Source organism: Janthinobacterium sp. SUN120, from assembly GCF_030397735.1.
GTDB classification, from domain to species: Bacteria; Pseudomonadota; Gammaproteobacteria; order Burkholderiales; family Burkholderiaceae_D; genus Janthinobacterium; species Janthinobacterium kumbetense.
Map to the genome: position 1 here is coordinate 363259 of NZ_JAPUBW010000004.1, position 26222 is coordinate 389480.

The following is a 26222-nucleotide window of genomic DNA, read 5'->3' on the forward strand; positions in this document are numbered from 1 at the left end:
GATGACGCCTATGCAACTCGACCTCGACCTCCGCGCCACCTTGCGCTCCGGCAAACGCCGCTTCGACCTGCAGGTGCAATGCACCTCCAGCAGCCAGCGCATCGCCATGTATGGCCCGTCCGGCGCCGGCAAGAGCATGACCCTGAAAGCCATTGCCGGCCTCTTCACGCCTGAGGCGGGCCATATCCGCCTGAACGGGCGCACCCTGTTCGATTCCGCCGCCGGCATCAATTTGCCGCCGCAGCAGCGCAATGTCGCCTATCTGTTCCAGGATTACGCGCTGTTCCCGCACCTGACGGTGCGCCAGAACGTGGGCTTTGGCCTGCGCCGCGGCTGGTTCAATCCGCGCGCGCGCGAAAAATTGCAGAAGGTCGAGCATTGGCTCGACGCCTTCCACCTGCAGGAACTGGCGCACCAGTTTCCCGACGAGTTGTCCGGTGGCCAGCGCCAAAGGGTGGCGCTGGCGAGGGCACTCGTGGCCGAACCGGCCGCGCTGCTGCTCGACGAGCCGTTTGCCGCCCTCGATCCGGCCCTGCGTGTCAAAATGCGCCTGGAGTTGAGCCAGTGGCAGCAGCGCCTGGACGTGCCCATGATCCTGATCACACATGATCCGGAAGATGCGCGCATTCTGGGTGAACATGTGCTTTACTTGCGTGACGGACAAATTGACAGCATGGAAGAAAATAAGGCATTGGGTGAACGCATTGGATAAATCAGCGGCAGCGGAAATCGGCCTGCAAGGCTCGGTATGGATGACGGTGGGCGGAGAAAACCTGGGCGGCGCCGGCCGGGTGGAATTGCTGGGCGCCATCGCCGAATGCGGCTCCATCACGCAGGCGGCCAAGCTTGTGAAGATGAGCTACAAGGCGGCCTGGGACGCCATCGACGCCATGAACAACCTGGCCGGCGAACCGCTGGTCGAGCGCTTGACGGGCGGCAAGGGCGGCGGCGGCACGCGGCTGACGCCACGGGGGCGCCAGCTGGTCGACAATTTCCGTATCATCGAGCGCGAGCATGCCCGCTACCTGCGCCAGCTGGGCAGCCAGGCGGAAGGCATCGCCGACGATCTTTTACTCATACGGAGAATGGCCATGAAAACCACGGCACGCAATCAATTCCTGGGCAAGGTGACCGAACTGAAACAGGGCGCCGTCAACGATGAAGTCACCCTGGAATTGCCCGGTGGCCAGCACATCGTGGCCATCGTCACGCAGGGCAGCAGCGCGAGCCTGGGCCTGGTGCCGGGCGCGGAAGCGTTTGCGCTGATCAAGGCGTCGTCCATCATCCTCGTGACGGACAGCCAGGGCGCGCGCTTTTCCGCGCGCAACCAGCTGGCCGGGGTCGTGACGCGCGTGCAGACGGGCGCCGTCAATACGGAAGTGGTGCTGGACTTGCCGCGCGGCGGCACGATTGCCGCCATCATCACCAACCAGAGCAGCACCGACCTGGGCATCGAGCTTGGCAGCAACGTGACGGCCATCTTCAAGGCGTCCAGCGTGATTCTGGGCGTGCCCGCCTGATTTAATCCTGCAGGCGCGACAACCAATCCGCCGCCGCCGCCAGCGCCTGTTCCAGTTCCTGCGCCGTGTGCGCCAGCAGCGCCGGCACCTCGTCCAGGCGGCCCGCATCGATGGCTTCCTCGGTGGCGAACGCGGCGCGGATCAGGCGCTTCGTGCCCAGGGTGCCGACGGAGCCGCGCACGCTGTGCAGGATGCGTGCCACGTCGCTGTGGCGGCCCGCCTGCAACGCCGTTTCGGCCTCGTGCACGGGCGTCATGCCCTTGTTCAGCGCGTCTTCCACCATGCGCCGCAGCACGCCGCGCCCCTTCGCATCGCGTCCCATCACGCGCATCAGCGGCGCCATGGAAAACACTTCTTCATCGGCGACGCGTGCCGGCTCGGCCGTCTGTACTTGCGGGCGCTTGGGCAGGTGGCGCAGGATGACTTCCATCATCTCTTCCACCACCACGGGCTTGGCGATGAAATCGCTGATGCCGGCCGTCATGCAGCGCTCGCGCTCGGACGCCAGCACGCCGGCCGTCATGGCGATCACGGGCAGGTGCAAGCGCAGTTCCGTGCGGATGATGTGGGTGGCGCTGAAACCGTCCATGACGGGCATCTGCATGTCCATCAGCACGATGTCGTAGCGCAGCGCTTCCGTGCGCAGCCGTTCCACGGCTTGCAAGCCGTCGCCCACCACGTCCAGGGTGGCGCCCATGTGTTCGAGGATGCCGCGCGCCACGGCCTGGTTCAAATGATTGTCTTCCACCAGCAGGAAATGCACGCCGGCCAGTTCCGTGCCCAGCGGCTGGTGCAGCATGCGTTGCTCGCCGCCGTCGTCCTTGGCGATCAGCGCCTGGTGCAGGGCGTCGAACAGGCTCGATCCCGTGATCGGCTTCATCAGCACGACGTCGGCCTCGGCCGCGCTGGAGATTTCTTCCAGGTGGTTGCGGGCGAAGGCGTTGACCATCACCACGATGGGCTGGCGCTGGCCGCTGGCCGCCTGGCGGATGGCCTTGGCCGTGGCCAGACCGTCCATGACGGGCATGTGCCAGTCGGCCAGCACCACGTCGTACGGTTGCTGCTGCGCCAGGCGTTCGCGGTACAGCTCGATGGCGGCAAAGCCGGAGTCCACTTCGTCGGCCAGCCAGCCCCACGCCTCGATCAGCTTGACGATCAGTTCGCGCGTGGTGCGGTTGTCGTCGGCCACCAGCAGGCGCAGCTGGCCCAGCGCCGGCGTGCGCCGCGTTTCGGCCGGCTGCGCCAGCATTTCGAAGGGCACGCTGAACCAGAAGCGGCTGCCCTTGCCTTCGCTGCTGGCGACGGCGATGTCGCCGCCCATCATGTGGATCAGCTGCTTGCTGATGGCCAGGCCCAGGCCCGTGCCGCCGAAGCGCCGCGTGATGCTCTGGTCGCCCTGGGAAAATGCGGCAAACAGCTGCTGTTGCTGCAGTTCCGTCATGCCGATGCCCGTGTCGCGCACTTCGAAGCGCAGCCAGGCGCGGCCGTTTTCGTTCTCGGCCAGGCTGACGGCCACCACCACTTCGCCGCTCTCCGTGAACTTGATGGCGTTGCCGGCCAGGTTGACGAGGATTTGCTGCAGGCGCTGGGCGTCGCCCACGAGGCGCCGCGGCACGTCGGGCTCGACGGCGATGGCCAGTTCCAGCTCCTTTTCGCCCGCATTCATCGTCATCGTCGTGGCCAGGGTATTCATGACTTCATCGAGGTCGAATTCGACGGGCGACAACTCCATGCGCCGCGCCTCGATCTTCGAATAGTCGAGCACGTCATTGAGGATGCCCAGCAGCGACTGGCCCGCCACTCTGACCATGGTCAGATACTTGCGTTGTTCCGTGTCGAGCCTGGTATTGCCCAGCAAATACACCATGCCCAGTACGGCATTGAGGGGCGTGCGGATTTCATGGCTCATGTTGGCCACGAAATCGCTCTTCGCGCGGTTGGCCGCCTCGGCCCGGTCGCGTTCCTGTTCCAGCTCCGCCGCGCGCGATTCGAGTTCCTGCTGCAGGCGGTCGCGTTCGCTCATCAGGCCGTTGAACGCTTCCGTCAGTTCGCCGATCTCGTCGCGCTGCTGCACCGGCACGGGCGTGAAGCGGCTGCCGCTGGTGCGCAGGGCTTGCAGGGTGTCGCGCAGGCGCACCAGCGGCGACAGCAGGCGCACGGTGACCCAGCCCAGAACAAAGGCGGCCAGCAGCGAGGCGAGGATGCTCCACAGCACCAATCGGTACAGCACGCCATCGAACGGTTCGAAGGCATCCTCGACGGGGAGCGAGGCGGCCAGCAGCCAGTTCACGGATTTCAGGCGCTTGAAGCTGTTGACGGCCGTGATGCCGCGGCTGTTGGTGCTGACCATGCTGCCTTCGCCATCTTCCTTCAGCAACTGGGTCGTCGTCAGGTTGGCGTTCGGCTTGCGCGGTTGCAGCAAGCGGCTGGTATCGGGGTGCAGCACGTAGCGCGGCACGGCGCCGCGCGTGAGAATGAAGTAATAGCCGTTCTTGCCGATCTTTTCCGAGCGCAGGCGCCCCAGCAGATTGTCCTTGTACAGGCGCAGCACGCCGATCACTACGCCGGCCACCTGGCCATCGGCGGCCAGCACGGGCGCCACCATCTGCACGATGGGCATGCCGCTCGACTTGCCCAGCATCGGTTCGGTGATCATGGGCTGGCGCGTGCGCAGGACGGTCTGGAAATACTCGCGCTCGGCGACGTTGATGCCGGCGCGCCCCGCCACTTCCGGCATGTCGGCCACGACGGCGCCATGCGCGTCGAGCACCAGCACGTCATCGAACAGCACCAGCATCGAGCGGCGCGAATAGTATTCGCGCAATTGGGCGGGCCGGGCGATCAATTCCGGCGGCTGCTGTCGGGCCGTCAGGGTGACGATCTGCAGCAGCATGCCCAGCTTGTCGTCGAGCTCGGCAGCGGTGCGGGTGATCAGGGACGATTGCTGGCTCAGCAGTACTCGGGTGAAGTCGTCGCGCATGTGCTGCACCTGGATCATGGTGACCAGCGCGATCATGGCGATCGAGGTCAGGCTGGTGGCCAGCGCGACTTTTGCTTTAATGCCGAGAGGCTTCATGATTTCCTTTTCAGTACCGGGCGGCACAGGCGGCAGATAATGCTGTCAGGAATTTTCCTATCAATGCCCCAGCTTGGCAAGCGCCGCCGCGCAAATTGCCCGCCCCGTACGGGCTTTTGACGATGTTGCCATATAATTAAAGGCTGGACGTCGTTTATTCGCCGAATTTACGGTGAAATTGGTATACGGCAACCCTGTATGCGGCTGTATGCAGTAAACTTGTTGTTGCATTTTCTAAAAGGTACCGACATGACTGAAGCGCTACTCACTCCAACCTTGCCCACCGTGAACGTGGAGGCGTTGCGTGCGCGATGCTCGACCTGCAGCATGCATCAATTGTGCCTGCCGATGGGCCTCGATGTGGGCGACATGGACAGGCTGGACCAGATCATCGGCCGCCGCCGCAAGATTGTGCGCGGCGCCTCGCTGTTCCGTATCGGCGACTCGTTCCAGAACCTGTATGCGATCCGCCTGGGGCATTTCAAGACGTACCAGATCAATCCGGGCGGCGAAGAGCAGGTGACGGGCTTCCAGATGGCGGGCGAACTGCTGGGCATGGACGCCATCAGCGCCGACCGCCACCACTGTAATGCGGTGGCGCTGGAAGACAGCGAAGTGTGTGAAATCCCGTTTTCCAGCCTGGAACAATTGCTGGGCAATATGCCGACCCTGCTGCGCCATTTCCACCGCATGATGAGCCAGGAAATCACGCGCGAGCAAAGCGTCATGCTGTTGCTGGGCAATATGCAGGCGACGCAGCGCTTTGCCGCCTTCATCGTCAACCTGGCGTCGCGCTATGAAGCGCGCGGCTATTCGGGCAGCAATTTCCAGCTGCGCATGTCGCGCGAGGAAATCGGCAACTACCTGGGCCTGACCATCGAGAGCGTCAGCCGCCTGCTGTCGAAGTTCAAGAAGGAAGGCTGGCTGCGCGTCTCGAACCGGGAAATTGAAATCCTGCAGCCGGCGAAACTGAAGGCGATTACGGCCGGCACGGACACCTGCAAATAACAGCACCGTCAAAACCTGCTGCGCGTCGCGCTTTGCGGCCTGCGATGCTCGCTGTGCTATAGCACAGCTGCGCTTCTCAACCACAAATCACTGCCGCTCGCTACGGTTTTCCCAGCGCTGTACGTTATAGCTCTTCATCCGCATGCAGCGCGATGCTGCGCTGCAGGGGCCAGGTCCAGATGCCGGACAGGCGCCACTCGCGTTTGTCGTTTTCCACCAGCACTTGCCAGCGGCTGCGCTCGAGCATCGGCAGCGCCACGGAAAAATTGCCGGCCGCATCGGGTTGCACCAGCACCTTGATATCCTTTTCCGGCAGGGTCGCATGCGCCAGGTGCAGCTGCAAAGGCGCCTGATAGGCCTTGCCGAAGCTGTGCACGGAACCGGTCAGGCGCGCTTGCGCCACGTCATACGACAGGCGCGTATCCATCGCCAGGTCGCTGGCGATCGTGTCGCGCTTCAAATCCTGGTTGATCGCCTTGCCCTGCTTGTAATAATCGCCCACCACCAGCGCATCGGGCTGCGTAAACGCGATATAGCCCATGAAGCTGCCGACGACCACGGACAGGCCGGGGCCGATCATCAGCAGCCATGGCCAGCGATGCTTGTACCACGGTGCAACGGGTGCTTGCAGTTTCAGACTGTCGGACATGGTGTTTCTCCTGTGTAATCAGCCAGTCCCCGCATGGGGACCGGCCTTCCTGCAACTTCGTGGCGGCGGCGAGGGCACCCGGTCCCCGTCCGCCTTTCCTTGTTAACGTGGCACGATGAATACCGCGCTTTCACGCACATGCAGCGATGGGTCGTCCAGCGATTGCAATTCGATCGCAATCTTGTTCGAGCCCTTCTCTCCCACGCCGTGCGGCACGCGCAGGCGGATCGGCCAACCCAGCGTTTCCGTCGGCTGCAAGGTCACTTCTTCGCGCGTCAGCAAGGTCAGGCCCGGCAAGCCGGAAGCGCTGATTTTGAAATGCTGGCTTTGCTCCGACGTGTTCATGATCTGCAGGCGGTAGACGTTTTCGATCATGCCGTCTTCCACTTCGCGTCCCATGGAACCGCGGTCGCGGATCACGTCCATTTTCAGGGGCGTGCGCAGGGCCAGCGAAGTACACACGGCGATGATGATCAGGGCCAGGATGGAAGTGTAGATCAAGACGCGCGGGCGCATGGCGCGCTGGCGTATCTGCTTCGAATTGAAGTTGTTTTCCATCGCATGGTCGGTACTGTAGCGTACCAGTCCCCGTGGCCGGTCGACCTTGTCCATCACGCTGTTGCAGGCATCGACGCAAGCGGCGCAACCGATGCATTCATACTGCAGGCCGTTACGGATATCGATGCCGGTCGGACACACCTGCACGCACAGGGTACAGTCGATGCAATCGCCCAGCTTGTCGTTGTTGCCGGCCTTCTTGCTCATGGCGCCACGTGGTTCGCCGCGCTTGGCATCGTAGGTGATGATCAGGGTATCCTGGTCGAACATGGCGCTCTGGAAGCGCGCGTAGGGGCACATGTATTTGCACACTTGCTCGCGCAGCCAGCCCGCGTTGCCGTAGGTTGCCAGGCTGTAGAACAAGACCCAGAACCATTCCCAGGGACCGAAATTGAGCGTGGTCACCGACTGCGCCAGTTCCTTGATCGGCGTGAAGTAGCCGACAAAGGTAAAGCCCGTCCACAGGGCGATGGCGCCCCATACCAGGTGCTTGGCCGTCTTCTTGAACGCCTTGCGCACGGAGGGGCCCTGCTTGTCGAGGGCCATGCGTGCGCTGCGCGTGCCCTCGATGCGGCGTTCGACCCACAGGAAAATTTCCGTGTATACCGTTTGCGGGCAAGAGAACCCGCACCACACCCGCCCGGCAATGGCCGTGACGAGGAACAACAAATACGCACAGATGATCAGCAGGGCCGCCAGATAGATGAAATCCTGGGGCCACAGCACGACGCCGAAAATGTAGAACTTGCGTGTGGTCAAATCGAACAGCAGGGCTTGCCTGCCATTCCAGGTCAACCACGGCAAGCCGTAGAACGCGAGCTGGGTAAGCCATACGCATACCCATCGCCAGGTAGCGTAGCGTCCTTTGGCCTCGCGAGGGTAGATTTGCTCGCGGGCCGCATACATCTTGATGACTTGAGGTTCCATTTTTACTTTGCGGGTGCCTGCGGATTCGACAGGCTCCAGACATACGCCGACAGCACGTGTACCTTGGATTCGCCGAGGAAATCGCTGAAGGCCGGCATGGTGTTGCTGCGTCCCTTGCGTACGGTTTCCATGATGGTGTCGGCGCTGCCGCCGTACAGCCAGGTCTTGTCCGTCAGGTTTGGCGCGCCGAGCATCTGGTTACCCTTGGCATCGGCGCCATGACAGGCCATGCAGGCGCCGAACTTGGCCTTGCCCAGCACGGACTTGACGGGATCCGAGGTCGAGCCGGACAGGCTCAGCACATAATGGGCCACGTTCTCGACATCCTTTTCGGAGCCCAGGGCGGCGCCCATCGGTGGCATTTGCCCATTGCGGCCGTGCATGATGGTGGTCTTGATGATGTCGGGTTCGCCGCCATACAGCCAGTCCTTGTCCGTCAGGTTGGGGAAGCCCTTGTTGCCGCGTGCATCCGAACCGTGGCATTGCGCGCAGTAGGTCAGGAACAGGCGCTGGCCGATGGCTTGCGCCTGCGGATCGGCGGCCACCGTCTTCAAGTCCTGGCTCAGGTACTTGTTGAACAGGGGACCGTAGTCGGCTTCCGCCTTCTTCAGCTCTTCCTCGTACTGGCCCGTCGATTTCCAGCCCAGGCTGCCGGCATAGTTGCCCAGGCCCGGATACAGGAACAGGTACGCCAGCGAGAAGACGATGGTGATGTAGAACAACCACATCCACCAGCGCGGCATCGGGGTATTGAGTTCCTTCAAGTCCTCGTCCCAGACGTGGCCCGTGGTGCCGTCGGCAGGGGCGCCCTCGACCACTTTGATTTTCGACTGCGAGTACAGCAGCACGCCGCAGCCGATGATGCCCAGCAGGGACAGCACGATGACGTAGATATTCCAGAAGCCATTGGTAAAGTCAGCCATGGTTGTGCTCCTTCGCCAGGGTCATCTCGGCCTCGGCCGGATAGTCGAGCGCGTCGTCGGCGAACGGCAGGCGGGCCGCCGCGTCGAAGTCGCTGTTGCTGCGGCTGAACGTCCACCACAGGATGCCCACGAACGTCGTAAAGGAAACCACCGTCATGACGCTGCTGGCGCTGTCAAACAGGTTTTCGATTGCCATGCTAATTCCTTGTTTTGATTAATGTACCGAGGCCTTGCAGATAGGCGACCAGGGCGTCTTCTTCCGTCTTGTCCTGCAGCTGCGCGGGGCCGGCGGCGATCTCTTCATCGCTGTACGGCTGGCCCAGGCGTTTCAGGGCGCGCATCTTCGGCATGATGTCGTCAGGCACCAGCTTGGTCTTCGCCAGCCAGGGGTAGGACGGCATGTTCGACTCGGGCACCACGTCGCGCGGGTTGTTCAAGTGCGTGCGGTGCCATTCGTCGCTGTAGCGCGCGCCCACGCGGGCCAGGTCGGGCCCCGTGCGCTTGGAACCCCACTGGAATGGACGGTCGTAGACGAATTCGCCAGCGACCGAATAGTGGCCATAGCGTTCCGTTTCCGCGCGCAGCGGACGCACCATCTGCGAGTGGCAGTTGTAGCAGCCTTCGCGCACGTAAATGTCGCGGCCCGCCAGGCGCAGCGGCGAGTACGGTTTCAGGCCGGCGACGGGCTCCGTCGTGCTCTTCTGGAAGAACAGGGGAACGATCTCGACGGCGCCGCCGATGCTGATCACCACCGTGACCAGGGCGATCAGCAGCCAGGGGTTTCTTTCAATCCATGCATGTGAAAATTTCATTTGCTTTCGCTCCTATCAGGCGTGCGCCGCGTTCAGTTCCGGAATGCGGGCGACGGGGAGTTTGCTGCCGCGCAGAGTCATCCAGGTGTTGTAGCCCATGATGCACATACCCGACAGGTACAGCAGGCCACCGGCCACGCGCACCACGTAGTACGGATACGTCGCTTTCACGCTCTCGACAAAGGTGTAGGTCAGGGTGCCGTCCGGATTGACCGCGCGCCACATCAGGCCCTGCATCACGCCGGCGATCCACATTGCGGCGATGTACAGCACGATGCCGATGGTGGCCACCCAGAAGTGCACGTCGACCAGGCGCGTGCTGTGCATCTGCGTGCGGCCCGCCAGGCGCGGCAGCAGGTAGTAGATCGAACCCATGGTGATGAAGCCCACCCAGCCCAGGGCGCCCGCATGCACGTGGGCAACGGTCCAGTCGGTGTAGTGCGACAGCGAGTTGATGGTCTTGATCGACATCATCGGACCTTCGAAGGTGGCGATGCCGTAGAACGACAGCGAAACGATCATGAATTTCAGGATCGGATCGGTGCGCAGCTTGTGCCAGGCGCCCGACAGGGTCATGATGCCGTTGATCATGCCGCCCCAGCTTGGTGCCAGGAGGACCAGCGAGAAGACCATGCCGATCGATTGCGTCCAGTCAGGCAATGCCGTGTAGTGCAGGTGATGCGGGCCCGCCCACATGTAGGTGAAGATCAGCGCCCAGAAGTGGACGATCGACAAACGGTACGAGTACACGGGGCGCTCGGCCTGTTTCGGGATGAAGTAGTACACCATGCCCAGGTAGCCGGCGGTCAGGATGAAACCCACCGCGTTATGGCCGTACCACCACTGGATCATGGCGTCCTGCACGCCCGCATAGGCGGAATACGACTTGGTGAACGAGGCTGGCATGACGGCGCCATTGACCACGTGCAGAATCGTCACGGCCAGGATGTAGGCGCCGAAGAACCAGTTGGCCACATAGATGTGCTTTACCTTGCGCTTGATCAAGGTGCCGAAGAAAACGATGGCGTAGGCGATCCAGACGACGGCGATGAGGATGGCGATAGGCCATTCCAGTTCCGCGTATTCCTTGCCGCGTGTCATGCCCAAGGGCAGGGTGACGACGGCGCACAGGATCACCGCTTGCCAGCCCCAGAACGTGAAGGCGGCCAGTTTGTCGGAAAACAGGCGCACCTGGCAGGTGCGTTGTACAACGTAGTACGAAGTAGCGAACAGGCCGCAGATGCCGAAGGCGAAAATCACCGCATTCGTGTGCAGCGGACGCAAGCGTCCGTATGTCAGCCATGGTATGTCGAGGTTCAGGGCAGGCCAGGCCAGCTGAGCGGCGATGATAACGCCAACCAGCATGCCGATGATGCCCCATACCACAGTAGCGACCGCGAATTGCTTCACGATCTTGTAGTTATAGTTCAGCGATTGATCCACAAAGACTCTCCCTGGAATTACTATTTATGATGGTGGCCAGAGAGTAAGTGTTTGACCGGGAAAAAACTTTGATGTGGATCAAAATTCCCCGGATGAAATAAGCGTAGCGAAGTGGCATCGAAATAAAGTGATATTTCGATCAAAAAAGCCATGCAAGATCCCTGCAAGCGCTGCTTGACCTGTGTCAAAAGACGCTTGCCGGCGCTGGCGGGCGCCAGCGTATTGCGTGGGAAAAAGTCAGGCCGGCGGTTCGCCGGGCGCCGGCTTGGCCGGCGTGTCGTCGTCCTGCAGCACGCGCAGGCCAGGTCCGACGAGGTCGTCGAACTGGCCGCTGTCCGAGGCCGTGAAATACACCCACAGGGCGATGAAGACGACCACGACGCTTAAGGGGATGAGGAGGTAGAGAGCTTCCATTAGACTTTCCGCAGGCGCAGGGCGTTGGCGATGACGACGGCCGAGCTGGCAGCCATGCCGACGCCGGACAGCCAGGGGTTGAGGAAACCCAGCGCGGCGGCCGGGATGGCCGTCAGATTGTACAGGGTTGCCCAGCCCAGGTTTTCGCGGATGATGCGCATGCTACGCGCCGCCGTTTTCGCCGTGTCGAGCACGGAAACCAGTTGGCTCGACAGCAGCACCGTGTCCGCATGCGCCTGCGCCAGCGCGGCGCCGGAACCCATGGCGAAGGACACGTCGGCACCGCTCAGCACGGCGGCGTCGTTGATGCCGTCGCCCACCATCGCCACCACGGCGCCCGTGGCCTGCAATTGCTGGACGAAATCGAGTTTTTCATCGGGCAGGCATTCGCCGCATGCCGTGTTGATGCCCAGTTCCGTCGCCACGCTTTGCGTCAGCGCTTCCTGGTCGCCGCTGAGCAGCACGACTTGCTTGCCGCGCCGGTGGAAATACGCGACGACGTCAGCCGCTTCCGGGCGCAACGCGTCGCTGAGTAAAAAGCGCGTCAGCCAGCGGCCTTGCGTGCCCAGGTACAGCGGCGTCATGCCCTGCATGCCGACGGCCGTGTCGCCCAGCGGCGGCCCGGCGAGGGCGGCGACAAAGGCCGCATTGCCCAGGCGGTAGCGCACGCCGTCGACGATGCCCTCCAGGCCCTGGCCTTGCACTTCTTGCAATTGTTCCGCATGCGCGCGCAGCAACTGTTTTGGCAACTCTTCTGCCGCTGCCAGGATGGCCTGCGCCAGCGGATGGGCGCTGCCCGCTTCCAGCGCGGCGGCCACCTGCAGGCAAGCGTCCTCGCCCATGCTGCCGAGCCCCTCGGTTTGCCGCAGCACGGGCCGGCCCAGGGTCAGGGTGCCCGTCTTGTCGAAGACGATGTGGGTGGCGCGGTGCAAGGTTTCCAGCACATGCGGCTGGACGATCAGCACGCCGCGCCGCAGCAGGCTGTCGGTGGCGGCCGCCAGCGCCGTCGGCGTGGCGAGAGACAGCGCGCAGGGGCAGGACACGACCAGCACGGCGATGGCCACGGGCCACGCTTGCGACGGGTCATGCCAGCTCCAGAAGGCGAACACGGCGATGGCAAACAGCAGCAAGCCCAGCACGAACCAGGCGGCGACCTTGTCGGCCCATTGGGCGATCTGCGGCTTGCCGCTGCCGGCCCGCTCGATCAGTTTCAACAGGTCGGACAGGGTGCTTTCGCGCGCCGGTTTGAGCACGCGCAAGATGAGCGCCGCGCTGGCGTTGATCGCCCCGCCCGGCACCCGTTCTCCCGTTTTTCTCCGTTGCGCCGCGCTCTCGCCCGTCAGCAGGGATAAATCGAGCGCGCTCGTGCCTTCGATGATGACGCTGTCGGCGGCGATCGCTTCGCCCGGTTTGACCAGAATCACGTCGCCGACGGTCAGGCTGCCGGCCGGCACCAGGGTGGTGGCGCGGTCGTCCGGGAAGCCCGCCATCAGCGACGCGGACGCGGGCAAGGCGTGCTGCAGGCGCTCCAGCGCCGAGGCGGCCTTGCGGCGCGCCTGCAGCTCGAAATAGCGGCTGCACAGCAGCAGGAAGATGAACATCGTGGCCGAGTCGTAATACACCTCGCCGCGGCCCGTGAAGGTCGCCACCACGCTGCCGAAGAAGGCCGCCAGGATGCCCAGCGCCACGGGCACGTCCATGCCCAGGGTGCGCGCGCGCAGGCTGGCCCAGGCGCCCTGGAAGAAGGGCATGGCCGAATAGCAGATGGCCGGCAAGGTCAGCAGCAAACTGGCCCAGCGCATCAGGCTGGCCATATTGTCATCCAGGGTGCCATCCTCGGCCAGGTAGGCGGGCGCCACGTACATCATCACCTGCATCATCGACAGGCCGGCGACGAACAGCTGGCGGCCCAGGGTCTTGCTGGCCTTTTGCAGGCGCTCGCCATGGCGCACGGCATCGTAGGGATAGGCCGTGTAGCCGACCTGGCGCACGGCTTGCAGGATGTCGCCCGGTTCGCATTCGGCGCGGCTCCAGCGCACGTACAGGCGCTCCGTGGCGACATTCAGGCTGGCCGCCTGCACGCCGGGCAAACGCGTCAGCTGGCGCTCGATCAGCCAGACGCAGGCGGCGCAGCGGATGCCTTCGACGGACAGGGTCGCTTCGCAACTGCTGGCGTCGCGCGCGAATTGCGCGTCGTCATTGCTGTACAGGCGCAGCTCGGGCGGCACCAGGGTGGCGTCGGCCGCGTTGACGGCATATTCGTCGCGGTCGCGGTAATACGCGCTCTGGCCGATGTCGACGATGGTTTGCGCCACCGCTTCGCAGCCGGGGCAGCACATGGCGCGCGGCACGTCGTCGATGGTGACGAGCCAGCTGGAGCCGACGGGGACGGGCAAGCCGCAATGGAAGCAGGCGGAGGGTTGTAACACAGCATTCATGGGTTTGTTTTCATGCGTCTTTTCATGGATGGCCCGTGACGCACAGGGCGTCGAGCCAGCCCAGCGACACGCCGTTGGCGGCGCGCAGCAGGCCCAGCACGCCAAAGCCCAGCACCAGCAAGCCGCTGGCGATGCGCACGGGACGGCGCTGCATCTGCGCGCGCAAGCGCGTGCCCAGCAAGCCCATGCCCAGCAGGGTGGGCAGGGTGCCCAGGCCGAAGGCGGCCATGGCGGCCGCGCCGTTCAGGGCCGAGCCTTGCATCATGGCCGTCAGCAGGGCGCTGTAGACCATGCCGCACGGCACCCAGCCCCACAGGCCGCCCACGGCCAGCGCCTTGAACGGCGTATCCATCGGCATCAGCGGCTTCAACAGGGGGCGCACGCGGCGCCAGATCACGTTGCCGGCCGCTTCCAGGTGCGCCAGGCCGCGCCAGGCATCCATCAGGTACAGGCCCAGGGCGACGAGCATCAGGTTGGCCAGCCAGTAGCCGGCCACTTGCAGGGATGCCAGGTGCAGCATGCCGGCGCCCGCCAGGCTGCCGGCCAGGGCGCCGGCCAGCATGTAGCTGACTATGCGCCCGCCGTTGTAGGCCAGCACGCGCAGCACGTTCGTTTGCACGCTGGTCTGCAATGCGGGGCGCGCCACGGCGATGGCAATCACGGGGCGCACGGGCGCAGCGCCACCGCCCAGCGACAGCGCGCCGACGATGCCGCCGCACATGCCGATGCAGTGCACGCTGCCGGCCAGGCCGACCAGGAACATGGGCACGAGGCTCAGGGCGTTCATCGCGTGGCGTTACACCGTTTTCGAGTAGCGCAGCGGCTGCACCGCGTCCGGCGCCGTATTGGCGCGCGCCAGGGTCAGATAGCGGTCGAAGACCATGCAGATATTGCGGATCAACAAGCGCCCTTTCGGCGTCACCGTCAGCCAGTCTTCCTCGATGACGAGCAAGCCGTCGCGCGCCAGTTCGCGCAGCTTGTCCAGCTCGGCGGCGAAGTAGCTGCGGAATTTGACGGGGTGCGCTTGCTCGATGGTGGCGATCGACAGTTCGAAATTGCACATCAGCATCTGGATGATGATACGGCGCAACAAATCGTCCGTATCGAGCTTGATGCCGCGCGCGATCGGCAGCACGCCTTCGTCGAGTTTTTCGTAGTACGCGTCGAGCGTTTTTTCATTCTGGCTGTACACGGCGCCGACGGAACTGATGGCCGACACGCCGCAGGCGATCAGGTCCGCCTCCGCGCGCGTCGAATAGCCCTGGAAGTTGCGGTGCAGGCGGCCCTGGCGCTGCGCCACGGCCAGGTCGTCCGTTGGCTTGGCGAAATGGTCCATGCCGATGTACACATAGCCGGCGGCCGTCAGGCGCGCGATGCACAGGCCCAGCATGGCCAGCTTGGTGGCGCTGTCGGGCATGTCCGCGTCGAGGATGCGGCGCTGCGGCTTGAACAGGTGCGGCATGTGCGCGTAGTGGTACAGGGCGATGCGGTCGGGGCTGGCGTTGATCACCTTGCGCAGGGTTTCCGTCATGGTGTCCAGGTTCTGTTTCGGCAAGCCGTAGATCAGGTCGATGCTGATCGAGCGGAAACCCGCGTCGCGCGCCGCCTGCATGATGGCCACCGTCTCCGCTTCCGGCTGGATGCGGTTGACGGCCTTTTGCACATCGGCGTCGAAATCCTGCACGCCCAGGCTGATGCGGTTGAAACCTTGCGCGCGCAGCGAAAACACGCGTTCGCGCGACACGGTGCGCGGGTCGATCTCGATCGAATATTCGCCGTCTTCATCGGAAGCAAATTCGAAATGCTGGCGCAGGTGCGCCATCAGCTCATCCATCTGCTTTTCGCTCAGGTAAGTGGGCGTGCCGCCGCCGAAGTGTAATTGCTCGATCTGGTTCATGCCGGCAAACAGCTTGCCCTGCATGGCGATTTCCTGTTTCAGGTAGCTGAGATAGGTGGCCGCCTTGCTGCGGTCTTTCGTGATGATCTTGTTGCAGGCGCAGTAGTAGCACAGGGTGTCGCAGAATGGCACGTGCACGTACAGCGACAGGGGACGGCGGCCGCCGCGCATGCGCAGGGCGGCCAGCGCTTCGAGGAAGTTGCCGTAGCCAAATTCCGCATTGAAACGGTCGGCGGTCGGGTAGGACGTGTAGCGCGGGCCGGACTGGCTCATCTTGCCGATGATGACCGGGTCGAATTCGACGACGGCGTCCAGGTCGGCGGAAGCACTGCTGAGTAGTGTAGGCATGATGTGTGTAAAGTCTTGAAAGGTTTAGGCGGCCAGGCGTTTCATGGCGGGCTTGCCGGCGTTCGCGGCGCCAGACTTGCCGCCAGGCATGGCGACGCGGCGCGGTGGCGGCATCTTGCCGAAATTGAACAGGCTCACGGCTTGCGACAGGCTGGCCGCTTCTTCCGCCAGGCGCGTGGCGGCCGCGGCGGCTTCTTCCACCAGGGCCGCGTTCTGCTGCGTCACCTGGTCCATATGGGCGATGGCCTGGTTGACCTGGTCGACGCCGATGCTCTGTTCGCGCGAGGCGATGGAAATTTCCTGCATGATGGCCGTCACCTGCTTGACGGAGCTGACCACCTGTTCCATGGTGGCGCCGGCGCGGTTGACCTGCAGCATGCCGGCGCCCACCTTGCCGACGGAAATTTCAATGAGTTGCTTGATATCCTTGGCTGCCACGGACGAGCGCTGCGCCAGGTTGCGCACTTCGCCCGCCACCACGGCGAAGCCCCTGCCCTGCTCGCCGGCGCGGGCCGCTTCCACGGCCGCGTTCAAGGCCAGGATGTTGGTCTGGAAGGCGATGCCTTCGATCAAGCCGATGATGTCGACGATTTTCTTCGACGAGGTGTTGATCTCGTCCATGGTGGTGATCACTTCGGAAACGATCTCGCCGCCCTGCACGGCCACTTTCGAGGCGGCCACGGCCAGCTCGTTCGCCTGCACCGAGTTGTCCGCATTCTGTTTCACCGTCGACGAGAATTCCTCGATGCTCGAGGCCGTCTCTTCCAGGCTGGCCGCCTGCGATTCCGTGCGGCCTGACAAGTCCATATTGCCGACGGCGATTTGCTTGGTGGCCACGGCCATGGTTTCCACGTTGATGCGCACGTCGCGGATGGTGGCGATCAGGTTGCTGTTCATCTGTTGCAGCGCGCGCAGCAGTTGTCCCACTTCATCCGTGCTCTCCGTTTCAAAACTGCCCGACAGGTCGCCCGCGGCAATGGCCCGCGCGCCGTTCAGGGCCTTGCCCAGCGGCTTGAGCACGGACATGCGCAAGGTGTACCAGAGGAAAACGTTGATCAGGAAACCGAACAGGGTGGCGCCGAAGATGGCGTAATTGGTGATCTGGCCGCCGCTGGCGAACAGGCTGATGACGCACACCAGCAGTTGCAGGCAGTTGACGATGGAGGTGGCGGCCCAGATGCGCAGGTTGAGCGACATGTGCGTCAGGCTGTGCAGCAGGTGCGCCAGGCCCGGGCGCACGATCTGCCCGTTCTTGATGACGATGTTGCCGCCTTCCTTGTTGCGGATGGCCGCGTAGGCTTCTTCGGCGGCCTTGACCTGGTCCTTGTCCGCCTTGACGCGCACGGACATGTAACCGATGGTCTTGCCCGCTTCGCGGATGGGGGTGACGTTGGCGCGCACCCAGTAGAAATCGCCGTTCTTGCAGCGGTTCTTGACCAGGCCCGTCCACGGCGTGCCGGCCTGGATCGAGGTCCACAGGTCGGCGAACGCTTCGGCCGGCATGTCCGGGTGGCGCACGATGTTCTGGGGCGAACCGAGCAGCTCGGCCTCGCTGAAGCCGCTGACCTGACTGAAGTAGGGGTTCACATATACGATATTGCCGTTCATATCCGTTTTCGACACGATGGCCTGATCGTCCAAGACGAGGACTTCACGGTTAGTCACTGGCAAATTTTGTCGCATGGTCGCGGCTTCCTGATCAGTTAAATAGGCAATTGGTGAGTAAGACTTGCACGATTGCAAGAATGGAGATCAGTGTAAGGAGTCGCCTGCGCAAATTTATTGATGTAGATCAAAATCCTCAAGATTGGTCGTGCTTGCACGCATTTAGCGATAGCAATGCGGCATTGTTTTAAAGATATTGGTTGCCGTCGGCGCTTAATCTGCGCCCGCCGTCAGCGGCCGCAGGCTGCCCACGGCGTAGCCTTGTGCATAGTCGATGCCCAGTTCGCGGATGACGGCCAGGGTGGCCGCGTCTTCCACGTATTCGGCCACCGTTTCCAGGCCCATCACGTGGCCCACTTCATTGATGGCCTTGACCATGGCGCGGTTGATGGCATTGGTGGCGATGTCGCGCACGAAGACGCCGTCGATCTTCAAATAGTCGACGGGCAGGGCTTTCAGGTAGCCGAACGAGGAAAAGCCGCTGCCGAAGTCATCGAGCGAGAAGCGGCAGCCCAGGGCCTTGAGCTGGCGCATGAACACTTGCGCCTTGGGCAGGTTGGCGATGACGGCCGTTTCCGTGATTTCAAAGCAGATTTGCTCGGGCGCAATCGCGAATGCCACGAATTGCTCGGTGATGTAGTCGTGCAAGCCGGCATCGGCCAGCGACATGCCCGACAGGTTGACGGAATACAGGGCCGGTGCGCGGCGCCGGCTTTCCGCCAGCGCGGCCAACGGCGGCAGGCTGTCGCGCACGCTCTGGATATGCGCGCAGACGGCGCGGATGACCCAGCGGTCGATGGACAGCATCATGTCGTAGCGTTCGGCGGCGGGGATGAAGGCGCCCGGCAAGATCAGGTCGCCCTTGCTGTTGCGGATGCGGATCAGCACTTCGTCGTGGTGTTCCGGGCTGTCGTGCAGGTGCACGATGGGCATGGCGTACAGGCGGAAATAGTCGTGGGCGAACGCTTCATTCAGGCGGGAGATCCACAGCATCTCGCCATGCCGCTGCGCCAGCATGACGTCGGATTCCTGATAGATATGGATGCGGTTGCGGCCCTGCTCCTTGGCCAGGTAGCAAGCCTGGTCGGCTGCGCTCAGCAGCTCGCTCATGGACTTGCTGTCCTGGCTGATTTCCACGATGCCGATGCTCACGCCCAGCTCGAAGCTGCGTTCGTCCCAGGCGAAATGGAAATCGCGCACGGACTGGCGCAGCTGTTCGCCGATCAGGCGCGCGTGTTCGAGCGGACAGTGCGGCAGCAGCACGCCCAGTTCGTCGCCGCCCAGGCGCGCCAGGATGTCGCTGTCGCGCATCCGCCCCTGCAGCATTTTGGCCAGCAGCTGCAGCAGCACGTCGCCGGCGCCGTGGCCGCAAGTGTCGTTGATGACCTTGAACTGGTCCAGGTCCAGGTACAGCAGCGCATGCGCGTGGCCATCCTGCTTGGCCGTGCGCAGGGCGCCGGCCACCAGGTGCTCGAATTCGCGCCGGTTGATCAGGCCCGTCAGGGTATCGTGCGTGGCTTGCCACGACAGTTCCTGGCTCAGCTTGCGCTCGTGGCTGACGTCGCGGAACACGACCACGGCGCCGAGGATGTGGCCGTCGCGCGACCAGATGGGCGCGGCCGATTCCTCGACGGCGATGCGCCGCCCGTCGCGCGTGACCAGTTGCGAGCGGGGCGAAATGCCGATGGCCTGGCGCTGTTGCAGGCAGCGCATGGCCACGTGTTCGCGTGCCTCGCCCGTGCGTTCATCGGCCAGCGGCATGGTCAGGCCGATGTCCAGGCCCTGCGCCAGCTCGTTGCTCCAGCCCGTCAATTGCTCGGCCACCCGGTTCAGGTAACGCGTCTTGCCCTGCGGATCGGTGGTGATGACGCCGTCGCCGATGGAGCTGAGCGTCACTTCGGCCAGCTCCTTGCGCTCGGCGATCATGAGCTCGCGCGCCATGTGCTCGGTGATATCCCAGATGATGCCCAGGGTGCGGTCGGGCCGGCCGCCGGCATCCAGGAAGATGTGCGCCTTGGCCGCCAGCCAGTGTTCGCTGCCGTCGGGCCAGACGACGCGGTACTGCAGGGCGTAGCCGCCGCGCCGGCGCACGCCGTCCTGCAGCACGTTGACCACCTTGTCGCGGTCGCCGGCGTGCACGCAGTCGAGAAAGCTGCGGAATGGCTGCGTCAGCGCCCGTTCTTCCAGGCCCAGCAAAGTGGCGCCCTTGGCCGACCAGCTGACCGTGCCGTCGATGACCTGGCCAGCGACGATGCGCGAATCCCAGATCGCCATGTGCGCCGCCTCCAGCGCCATCTGCAAACGTTTCTGCTGGTCGCCCATCATCCTCTCCCGACATGGATACAGGAATAGACGCGCCGCTGGTGTTTAAGTTCCCGGCAGCTCGGCGGGTGTGCTGGCCGAGGCACGCGCCACGTCGCGCACATTCTTTTGCACGGCCACGGCAGCAAATAGGCTGAGCAAGAACGCCATGGCATAAAACCCTTTCTCGCTGTTTTGCAGGGTGGCGTTCCACAGGCCCACGGTCAATAACAGCAAGGCCAGCAGCACGGAAATCCAGCACAGGCCAAAGTAGATCCCCGTCACGGCGATGCCCTCGCTGCGGTCGCGCACGGATTTTTGCAGCGAGATGGCGGCGAACAGGCCATACATGAGAATGGTGAAGTAATAGCCCTTCTCGTTGAGGGCCATCGTGGCGTTCCACAGGCCGGACAGATAGGTGACGATGCCGATCAGCAATGCCGCCCAGGAGGCGCCGATAAAGGCGCTGCTGGGGCGTGGGGCGGGGGAAGCATGCATAGGGTCTCCATGGGCAGCGGGCGCCGCCGGCATGGCCGGGGCGGCAGGCACGGATGCGCCTGCCGCTCCATCAGACCAGAAAGCTTATTTGCTTGGCTTGATCATGCGCAACAAAGCCGACACGGCCGTGACGCCGGCCAGCACCAGGCCGCCGGCGATGAGGCCGGCCACCGCGTTGATCAGGCTGGGCGTGACGGCCGCCAGCACGGGGCCGATGCCGGCCACGCCGCCGACGGCTTCCTCGACGTGGTGCAGCATGCGGCTGGCCCACGGCCAGCCGTGCGTCAGGATGCCGCCGCCCACCATGAACATGGCCAGGGTGCCCACCACGGAGAGAAACTTCATCAGTTTCGGCGCCGCCGACACGAGCATGCGGCCAAAGCCGCGCACGCCGTCCATCAGCGCGCCCGCGCCCTTGCGCGCCGCCAGGTAAAAGCCGGCGTCGTCGAGCTTGACGATGCCGGCCACCAGGCCATACACGCCCACCGTCATGATGAGGGCGATGCCGACCACCACCGCTACCTGCTCGGCGAAGGTGGCCGCGGCCACCGTGCCCAGGGCGATGACGATGATTTCCGCCGACAAAATGAAATCGGTGCGGATGGCGCCCTTGATCTTGTCCTTTTCCAGCGCCACCAGGTCGACCTGCGGGTCGCGCAGCGCCTGCGCCAGTTCGGCCTTGTGACTGTCATCCGGGTGCAGATACTTGTGCGCGATCTTTTCGAAGCCCTCGAAGCACAGGTAGGCGCCGCCCACCATCAGCAGCGGCGTGATGGCCCATGGGGCAAACGCGCTGATGGCCAGCGCGGCGGGCACGAGGATGGCCTTGTTCTTCAGCGAACCGACGGCGACGGCCCACACGACGGGCAGTTCGCGCTCGGCGCGCACGCCGGCCACTTGCTGCGCGTTCAGGGCCAGGTCGTCACCGAGCACGCCGGCCGTCTTCTTGGCGGCCACCTTGGTCATCAAGGAAACGTCGTCGAGGATGCTGGCGATGTCGTCGAGCAGGGCCAGCAGGCTGGAGCCGGCCATCTCAGCGCGCTCCCACGGTGGTGGCAGGAAATTGTGGAGCGAGGAAAGTGTTGTTTTTCATGATGTTATTCTTGGTTGTACGGCAAGGAACGATGTGGCTAAGGCATGACCGCGATCTTACCTCAGGCGGGGCCGGCAAGGCCGCACGGGCCGGGTTAAAATTGCCTCTCATCACCATTTTTGGAAACCGCATGCCCTTTGCCACCTGGATCACCTTTGTCATCGCCGCCTCCATCATCGCCGTCTCGCCCGGCTCGGGCGCCGTGCTGTCGATGTCGCATGGCCTGTCCTACGGGGTGAAAAAGGCCAGCGCCACGATTCTCGGCTTGCAGTTGGGCCTGCTGGTGGTGCTGGGCATTGCGGGCGCCGGCGTCGGTTCCCTGCTGCTGGCCTCCGAAGTGGCGTTCAATATCGTCAAGACGGTGGGCGCCTTGTACCTGATCTACCTGGGCCTGTCGCAGTGGCGCGCCAAGGTGGCCGTGACGGGCGACCTGCATGCGGATGCCGTGGTGCCGTCCATGCGCCGGCGCGTGCTGACGGGTTTCCTGACCAACGTGACGAATCCGAAGGGCATCATCTTCATGGTGGCGGTGTTGCCGCAATTCATCAGCCCGACGGCGCCGCTGCTGCCGCAATTGCTGATCCTGGCCGTCACCATGTGCACGATCGACCAGATCGTCATGCACAGCTATGCCTTTTTAGCGTCCTCGATGCAGCGCTTCTTCCGCGACGCGCGCGCCGTGAAAAAGCAGAACCGCTTCTTTGGCGGCTTGCTGATGGCCGTCGGCGCCGCCCTGTTCTTCGTCAAGCGGGGCGGCCAGACGGCGTCCTGAGCCAGATCAAGATGCAAACATTTGTAAGCCCGCTTGCGATGCCCGCCCGATAGGACTGTAATCGGGGTGTTGTCTACCTTTCATCTCTGTCCGTCCTGCCTGGAGCGCTGCCATGCGTCCGACCCTGTCTTCCCCCTTCTTGAACACCGTGTGCGCCGTGCTGCTGTCGTCGGCGTGCTCCCTGGCCCTGGCGCAGGACCCGCCCGCCCGCGTGGCGCGCATTTCCACCGTCGAAGGGCAGGTGCTGGTGCGCGCTGGCGAGGGCGAGGCGCAACATGCCCTGCTGAACTGGCCCGTCACCACGGATAACCGCTTGACTACCCTGCGCGGCGCGCTGGCGGAATTGCGCGTGGGTGCGGCCGCCGTGCGCCTCGATGGCGATTCCGAGCTGGAAGTGAGCGAGCTCGATGACGACAGTTTCAAATTGCACCTCGGCTATGGCACGGTCAGCGTGCGCGTGCGCAATCCCGACGCGCTGCGCGGCTTCGAGCTGACCACGGCCCAGGCCCGCGTGGTCCTGACCCAGCCGGGCTGGGTGCGCATCGAGGCGGGGCGCCAGCCCGGCACCAGCATCGTCAGCGTGCTCGAAGGCGCGGCCGACGTGGATGGCGCGACGGGCAGCGTCACCTTGCGTGCAGGCAAGCGCGCCGAATTGACGGACGAGGAATTGCGCACGGGCGCCTTGCAGAGGATCGCCTTCGACAACTGGCCCGAAGCCTTGCCCGCCGCCGCGCCGGCCTTGCGCTATGTCACGGACGATACGACCGGCTATGAAGAGTTGGACCGCTATGGTGCCTGGCAGGACGATGCGGAATACGGCCCCCTGTGGCTGCCCAGCACGGTACCGGCCGGCTGGGCGCCGTACAGCGACGGGCGCTGGACGTGGATCGCGCCGTGGGGCTGGACCTGGGTCGACAATGCGCCGTGGGGCTACGCGCCTTCGCATTACGGCCGCTGGGTGCTGCTGGGCCAGCGCTGGGGCTGGGCCCCGGGCCGCGAGCGCGGCCGCGTGCCCTGGGCGCCGGCCCTGGTGGGCTGGGTCGGCGGCAATCACGGGACTGGCCACGGCCAGCAGCCGGGCGTGGGCTGGTTTCCCCTGTCGCCGCACGAGCGCTACGTGCCTGGCTACCGCAGCAGTGCCGAGTATGAACGCCGCCTCAACCGCGTCGCCGACGGGCGCCGTTCCGTGATGGGCGAGCGCGAACGCCGTGAAGGCATGACGATGCTGCCGGGCGAGCGTTTTGGCGGCGCGCGCACGGTGGACGTGCCGCGCCGCAACCGCACCATCATGCCGGCGCCCGTGCTGCAAAGCATGCCCTTGAGCACGCCGCCTGCGCCGGCGGGCAACTGGCAGCGTCCCGCCGATGCGCCGCGCCAGCAAGATGGTTTCCGGCGCGACTGGGGCAACCGCCCTGGCCGCTTGCAGACGGACGATGGCCAGACGCACCTGGCGCCGCGTCCCATGCAGCCGAACCGGCCGCCCGTGCCGGCGCAGCCGCCGCAGCCGCAACAGCCGCCGATACCGGCCCAGCCCGTGATGCCGGCGGCGCCTTCCTTGCCGCCCGTGCAAGACCCGGTGGCGCACCCCGGCTGGCGTGGCGAACAGCGATCCCGCGCCGAGCGGCCGCAGCCGCGCCCCGCCATCGAGCGTCCTGCCGAGGTGCCGCGCCCGGACGGCAACCGCTGGGAGCGTGGCGGCCGCCGCGAAGTGCTGCAGACGGCGCCGCCGCCTGCCATGCCTGCGCCACCGCCCGTGGCCCAGCCGCGGCCCGCGCCGCCGCCGATGCCGGCTCCTGTGGCGCGTCCGGCACAGGAGGCGCGCGGGGGCGAACGCAGCGGGCCGCCACGCGAACGGAGCAATGACCGGAATATTGACCGGGGCAATGAGCGCGGCGGCCCCGGCCGTAATGGCCGGATGCAGGAAACGGAGCGTTGACCGGGCCGCTGGCGCTGGCTGTCTGTCCGTCCGGTCATGGATTATCGACGTTCAAGCCGCCAAACCGACAGTTCGTCACATTTCAGCGGTCAAGCCGCGGTGTTTTGTCTACAGTGGAGTCATTGCAGCACAGCGCAATGCCTTCACGGCTGACAGCACCGATTTTCCGGCTATTTTGTCCAAACGAAATAGTTTTCGCCAGCTTACAAAGCTGGCTTTTTTTTTCCGCGCCCCTGGCGCCATGGCGGCGGGCGCAGGCGCCGCCAAAGTTGGCTACAATACGCCTTTCTGCAGCCGCCGCGCGCCATGCGCCGCGCCGTCTGTTCTGACCGGCACTGATTGGATTTCCCATGCAAACCACCCCACCCACCGAAGTGACGATTCCTCCCAGCGAATCGCTGATCGAATACCCGAGCGACTTTCCCATCAAGATCATGGGTCCGACGCACGTCGATTTCGCGCCGACCATGCTGGAACTGGTGATCAGCCACGATCCGACCTTCCACGCAGGCCGCATGGAAGAGCGCCCATCGGGCAAGGGCAATTACACGGGCCTGACCGTCACCGTGCGCGCCATCAGCCGCGAGCAGCTCGACGCCCTGTACATGGCGCTGTCGGGCCACCCGATGGTCAAGATCGTCATGTAAGACTGGCTGCCGCCACGCTGGCCCGGCTCTTCGTGAGCAGCCAGACGGCGGCAAAGGCCGCGCTGGCCGCCGCCGTTACCCACAGCAGCGGTTGTGCGCTGCCGTCCGTGATGGCGGCGATGACGGCGCCGCAGGCGGCCGTGATGAGCATCTGCACGAAGAAAAACAGGCCCGAGGCGCTGCCCGCCTGGTCGCTGTACGGCTGCAGCACGGCCAGTTGGCAGGCGGGGATGGCCATGCCCACCGACACCATCACCAGCAGCATGGGCGCCACCAGCGACGCCACGTGCCGCGGCGCCAAAGTCCCCGCCAGCAACAAGCTGGCCGCGCCCGCCACATTGATCAGCACCGCCACGCCCAGCAGGTAATCGGCGCCCAGGCGCGGTCCCAGCGCGCGAAACAGGCTCGATCCCCCGATATAGCCGCTGACCGTCAGCGCGAACACCAGCGCGTACGCGTGCGGCGACAGGTGCATGCCCCTTTGCAACAGCACGGACGATTCCGCGATGAAGGGGAAATACGTGCAATATACACAACCGATGGCCAGCGCATAGCGCAGGAAATACGCATCGCCCAGCAGGCGGCGGTACAGCGCCAGGGTATTGCCCTGTGGCACGACGCTGGTCGGCCTGGTTTCCGGCACCCAGGCGGCGATCAGCCCCAGCGACAGCGCTCCCAGCAGGCACAGCACGCCAAACACGGCGCGCCAGCCGAACGCCGCGTCGAGCACGCTGCCGGCCAGCGGCGCCAAGATCGGCGACAAACCCATCACCATCGATATTTTGCCCAGCATGCGCGCCTGCGTGGCGGGATCGAAGCGGTCGCGCACCATGACCCGGCCGATAATGGTGCCGCTGCAGCCGCCGAACGCCTGCAGCACGCGCGCGGCGATCAGCACGTGCACGTCGGAAGTCACGGTGCAGACGATGCTGGCGAGCACAAAAATGCCCGTGCCGGCCAGCAGCACGGGGCGGCGTCCGTAGCGGTCGGCCAGCGGCCCGCACGCGAGCATCGAAGCGGCCGAGCCAGCCATGAACAGGCTCAGGGTCAGTTGCAGCTGCGCATCGCTGGCATGCAGGGCATCGGCCATGGCCGGCAGCGAAGGCAGATAGATGTCGATGCTGATGCGCGACAGGCAGACCAGCAGCAGCACGATGCCGCCCCAGGCCCATAAAGCGATTTGTTTCTGCATTGTTTTACACGATCCAGGCAAGCGTGCGCCCCGCTGGCGCACCGGAACGGTGAGAGTAGAATGTTTGTGGTGTAATGCGAAGTGCCAGTCATCAGAAAATTCATT

The 26222-nt window shown here is 64.4% G+C and carries 23 protein-coding genes; 6 read left to right on the plus strand and 17 right to left on the minus strand.

Annotated elements, in window-relative coordinates; translation table 11 throughout:
• Window position 1: 1 nt before the first annotated feature.
• Both O0879_RS22225 and O0879_RS22230 read left to right on the plus strand, forming a co-directional pair.
• The gene (locus O0879_RS22225) at window positions 2–712 is read left to right on the plus strand and encodes an ATP-binding cassette domain-containing protein (RefSeq protein ID WP_289918865.1); all 711 of its coding nucleotides are present in this window, start codon (window positions 2–4) and stop codon (window positions 710–712) included.
• A gap of 40 nt (window positions 713–752) precedes the next feature.
• Entirely contained in the window at window positions 753–1520 is a 768-nt protein-coding gene (locus tag O0879_RS22230) for a TOBE domain-containing protein (RefSeq protein ID WP_099665999.1), read from the plus strand.
• A gap of 1 nt (window position 1521) precedes the next feature.
• Here the strand turns inward: O0879_RS22230 and O0879_RS22235 are convergent, their stop codons facing one another.
• Entirely contained in the window at window positions 1522–4596 is a 3075-nt protein-coding gene (locus O0879_RS22235) for a response regulator (protein WP_289918804.1), read from the minus strand.
• 249 nt (window positions 4597–4845) lie between these two features.
• On the opposite strand from O0879_RS22235, the gene fnr reads away from it, so the two are divergent.
• The gene (gene fnr / locus O0879_RS22240; RefSeq protein WP_092609777.1) at window positions 4846–5604 is read left to right on the plus strand and encodes a fumarate/nitrate reduction transcriptional regulator Fnr; all 759 of its coding nucleotides are present in this window, start codon (window positions 4846–4848) and stop codon (window positions 5602–5604) included.
• A 124-nt stretch (window positions 5605–5728) separates the two neighbouring features.
• Here fnr and O0879_RS22245 read toward each other — a convergent pair whose 3' ends face one another.
• From O0879_RS22245 to O0879_RS22310, 14 genes are all read right to left on the minus strand, one after another.
• Window positions 5729–6253: a FixH family protein gene (locus O0879_RS22245; protein WP_251349655.1), complete on the minus strand. Its 525-nt coding sequence runs from the start codon at window positions 6251–6253 to the stop codon at window positions 5729–5731.
• 102 nt (window positions 6254–6355) lie between these two features.
• A complete protein-coding gene (ccoG, locus tag O0879_RS22250; protein ID WP_099666002.1) occupies window positions 6356–7738 on the minus strand; it encodes a cytochrome c oxidase accessory protein CcoG in 1383 nt (460 codons plus the stop codon).
• A gap of 2 nt (window positions 7739–7740) precedes the next feature.
• A complete protein-coding gene (gene ccoP, locus O0879_RS22255; RefSeq protein WP_289918806.1) occupies window positions 7741–8661 on the minus strand; it encodes a cytochrome-c oxidase, cbb3-type subunit III in 921 nt (306 codons plus the stop codon).
• The gene (locus tag O0879_RS22260) at window positions 8654–8857 is read right to left on the minus strand and encodes a cbb3-type cytochrome c oxidase subunit 3 (protein WP_034782719.1); all 204 of its coding nucleotides are present in this window, start codon (window positions 8855–8857) and stop codon (window positions 8654–8656) included. Before O0879_RS22260 ends, ccoP begins: the two co-directional genes overlap by 8 nt.
• Window position 8858: 1 nt before the next feature.
• Window positions 8859–9473 (minus strand): cytochrome-c oxidase, cbb3-type subunit II, encoded by a 615-nt coding sequence (ccoO, locus tag O0879_RS22265; RefSeq protein WP_070278467.1) that lies wholly within the window; start codon window positions 9471–9473, stop codon window positions 8859–8861.
• A 15-nt stretch (window positions 9474–9488) separates the two neighbouring features.
• Window positions 9489–10916, minus strand: a complete 1428-nt coding sequence (gene ccoN, locus O0879_RS22270) for a cytochrome-c oxidase, cbb3-type subunit I (protein ID WP_034782722.1) — start codon at window positions 10914–10916, stop codon at window positions 9489–9491.
• A 237-nt stretch (window positions 10917–11153) separates the two neighbouring features.
• A complete protein-coding gene (ccoS, locus tag O0879_RS22275; protein WP_251349659.1) occupies window positions 11154–11330 on the minus strand; it encodes a cbb3-type cytochrome oxidase assembly protein CcoS in 177 nt (58 codons plus the stop codon).
• A complete protein-coding gene (locus O0879_RS22280) occupies window positions 11330–13768 on the minus strand; it encodes a heavy metal translocating P-type ATPase (protein WP_289918807.1) in 2439 nt (812 codons plus the stop codon). The genes ccoS and O0879_RS22280 overlap by 1 nt, the downstream gene beginning before the upstream one ends.
• Window positions 13769–13790: 22 nt before the next feature.
• Entirely contained in the window at window positions 13791–14555 is a 765-nt protein-coding gene (locus O0879_RS22285) for a sulfite exporter TauE/SafE family protein (protein WP_289918809.1), read from the minus strand.
• A gap of 9 nt (window positions 14556–14564) precedes the next feature.
• Window positions 14565–16013, minus strand: a complete 1449-nt coding sequence (hemN, locus tag O0879_RS22290) for an oxygen-independent coproporphyrinogen III oxidase (RefSeq protein WP_099666007.1) — start codon at window positions 16011–16013, stop codon at window positions 14565–14567.
• Between the two features lie 24 nt (window positions 16014–16037).
• Window positions 16038–17696: a PAS domain-containing methyl-accepting chemotaxis protein gene (locus O0879_RS22295; protein WP_289899735.1), complete on the minus strand. Its 1659-nt coding sequence runs from the start codon at window positions 17694–17696 to the stop codon at window positions 16038–16040.
• A gap of 195 nt (window positions 17697–17891) precedes the next feature.
• Entirely contained in the window at window positions 17892–20003 is a 2112-nt protein-coding gene (locus tag O0879_RS22300; protein ID WP_289918810.1) for an EAL domain-containing protein, read from the minus strand.
• Window positions 20004–20045: 42 nt separating this feature from the next.
• On the minus strand, window positions 20046–20477 hold the full coding sequence (yiaA, locus tag O0879_RS22305) for an inner membrane protein YiaA (RefSeq protein WP_289918812.1): 432 nt from the start codon (window positions 20475–20477) through the stop codon (window positions 20046–20048).
• An 84-nt stretch (window positions 20478–20561) separates the two neighbouring features.
• Complete coding sequence (locus tag O0879_RS22310; protein ID WP_289918814.1) at window positions 20562–21509, minus strand: DUF808 domain-containing protein; 948 nt, start codon at window positions 21507–21509, stop codon at window positions 20562–20564.
• A gap of 191 nt (window positions 21510–21700) precedes the next feature.
• Here O0879_RS22310 and O0879_RS22315 point away from each other — a divergent pair, with 191 nt between their 5' ends.
• A complete protein-coding gene (locus O0879_RS22315) occupies window positions 21701–22342 on the plus strand; it encodes a LysE family transporter (protein ID WP_289918816.1) in 642 nt (213 codons plus the stop codon).
• A gap of 112 nt (window positions 22343–22454) precedes the next feature.
• Window positions 22455–24278, plus strand: coding sequence for a DUF6600 domain-containing protein (locus O0879_RS22320; protein WP_289918817.1), 1824 nt, complete (start codon window positions 22455–22457; stop codon window positions 24276–24278).
• An 82-nt stretch (window positions 24279–24360) separates the two neighbouring features.
• Here the strand turns inward: O0879_RS22320 and O0879_RS22325 are convergent, their stop codons facing one another.
• Window positions 24361–24630, minus strand: a complete 270-nt coding sequence (locus tag O0879_RS22325) for a hypothetical protein (protein ID WP_289906061.1) — start codon at window positions 24628–24630, stop codon at window positions 24361–24363.
• Between O0879_RS22325 and O0879_RS22330 the strand changes: the two genes are divergently transcribed.
• Entirely contained in the window at window positions 24629–24925 is a 297-nt protein-coding gene (locus tag O0879_RS22330; RefSeq protein ID WP_070257888.1) for a DUF493 family protein, read from the plus strand. The two genes, O0879_RS22325 and O0879_RS22330, sit on opposite strands and share 2 nt — an antisense overlap.
• On the opposite strand, the gene O0879_RS22335 is transcribed toward O0879_RS22330, so the two are convergent.
• Complete coding sequence (locus O0879_RS22335; RefSeq protein WP_289918818.1) at window positions 24918–26117, minus strand: multidrug effflux MFS transporter; 1200 nt, start codon at window positions 26115–26117, stop codon at window positions 24918–24920. The two genes, O0879_RS22330 and O0879_RS22335, sit on opposite strands and share 8 nt — an antisense overlap.
• Window positions 26118–26222: the final 105 nt, after the last annotated feature.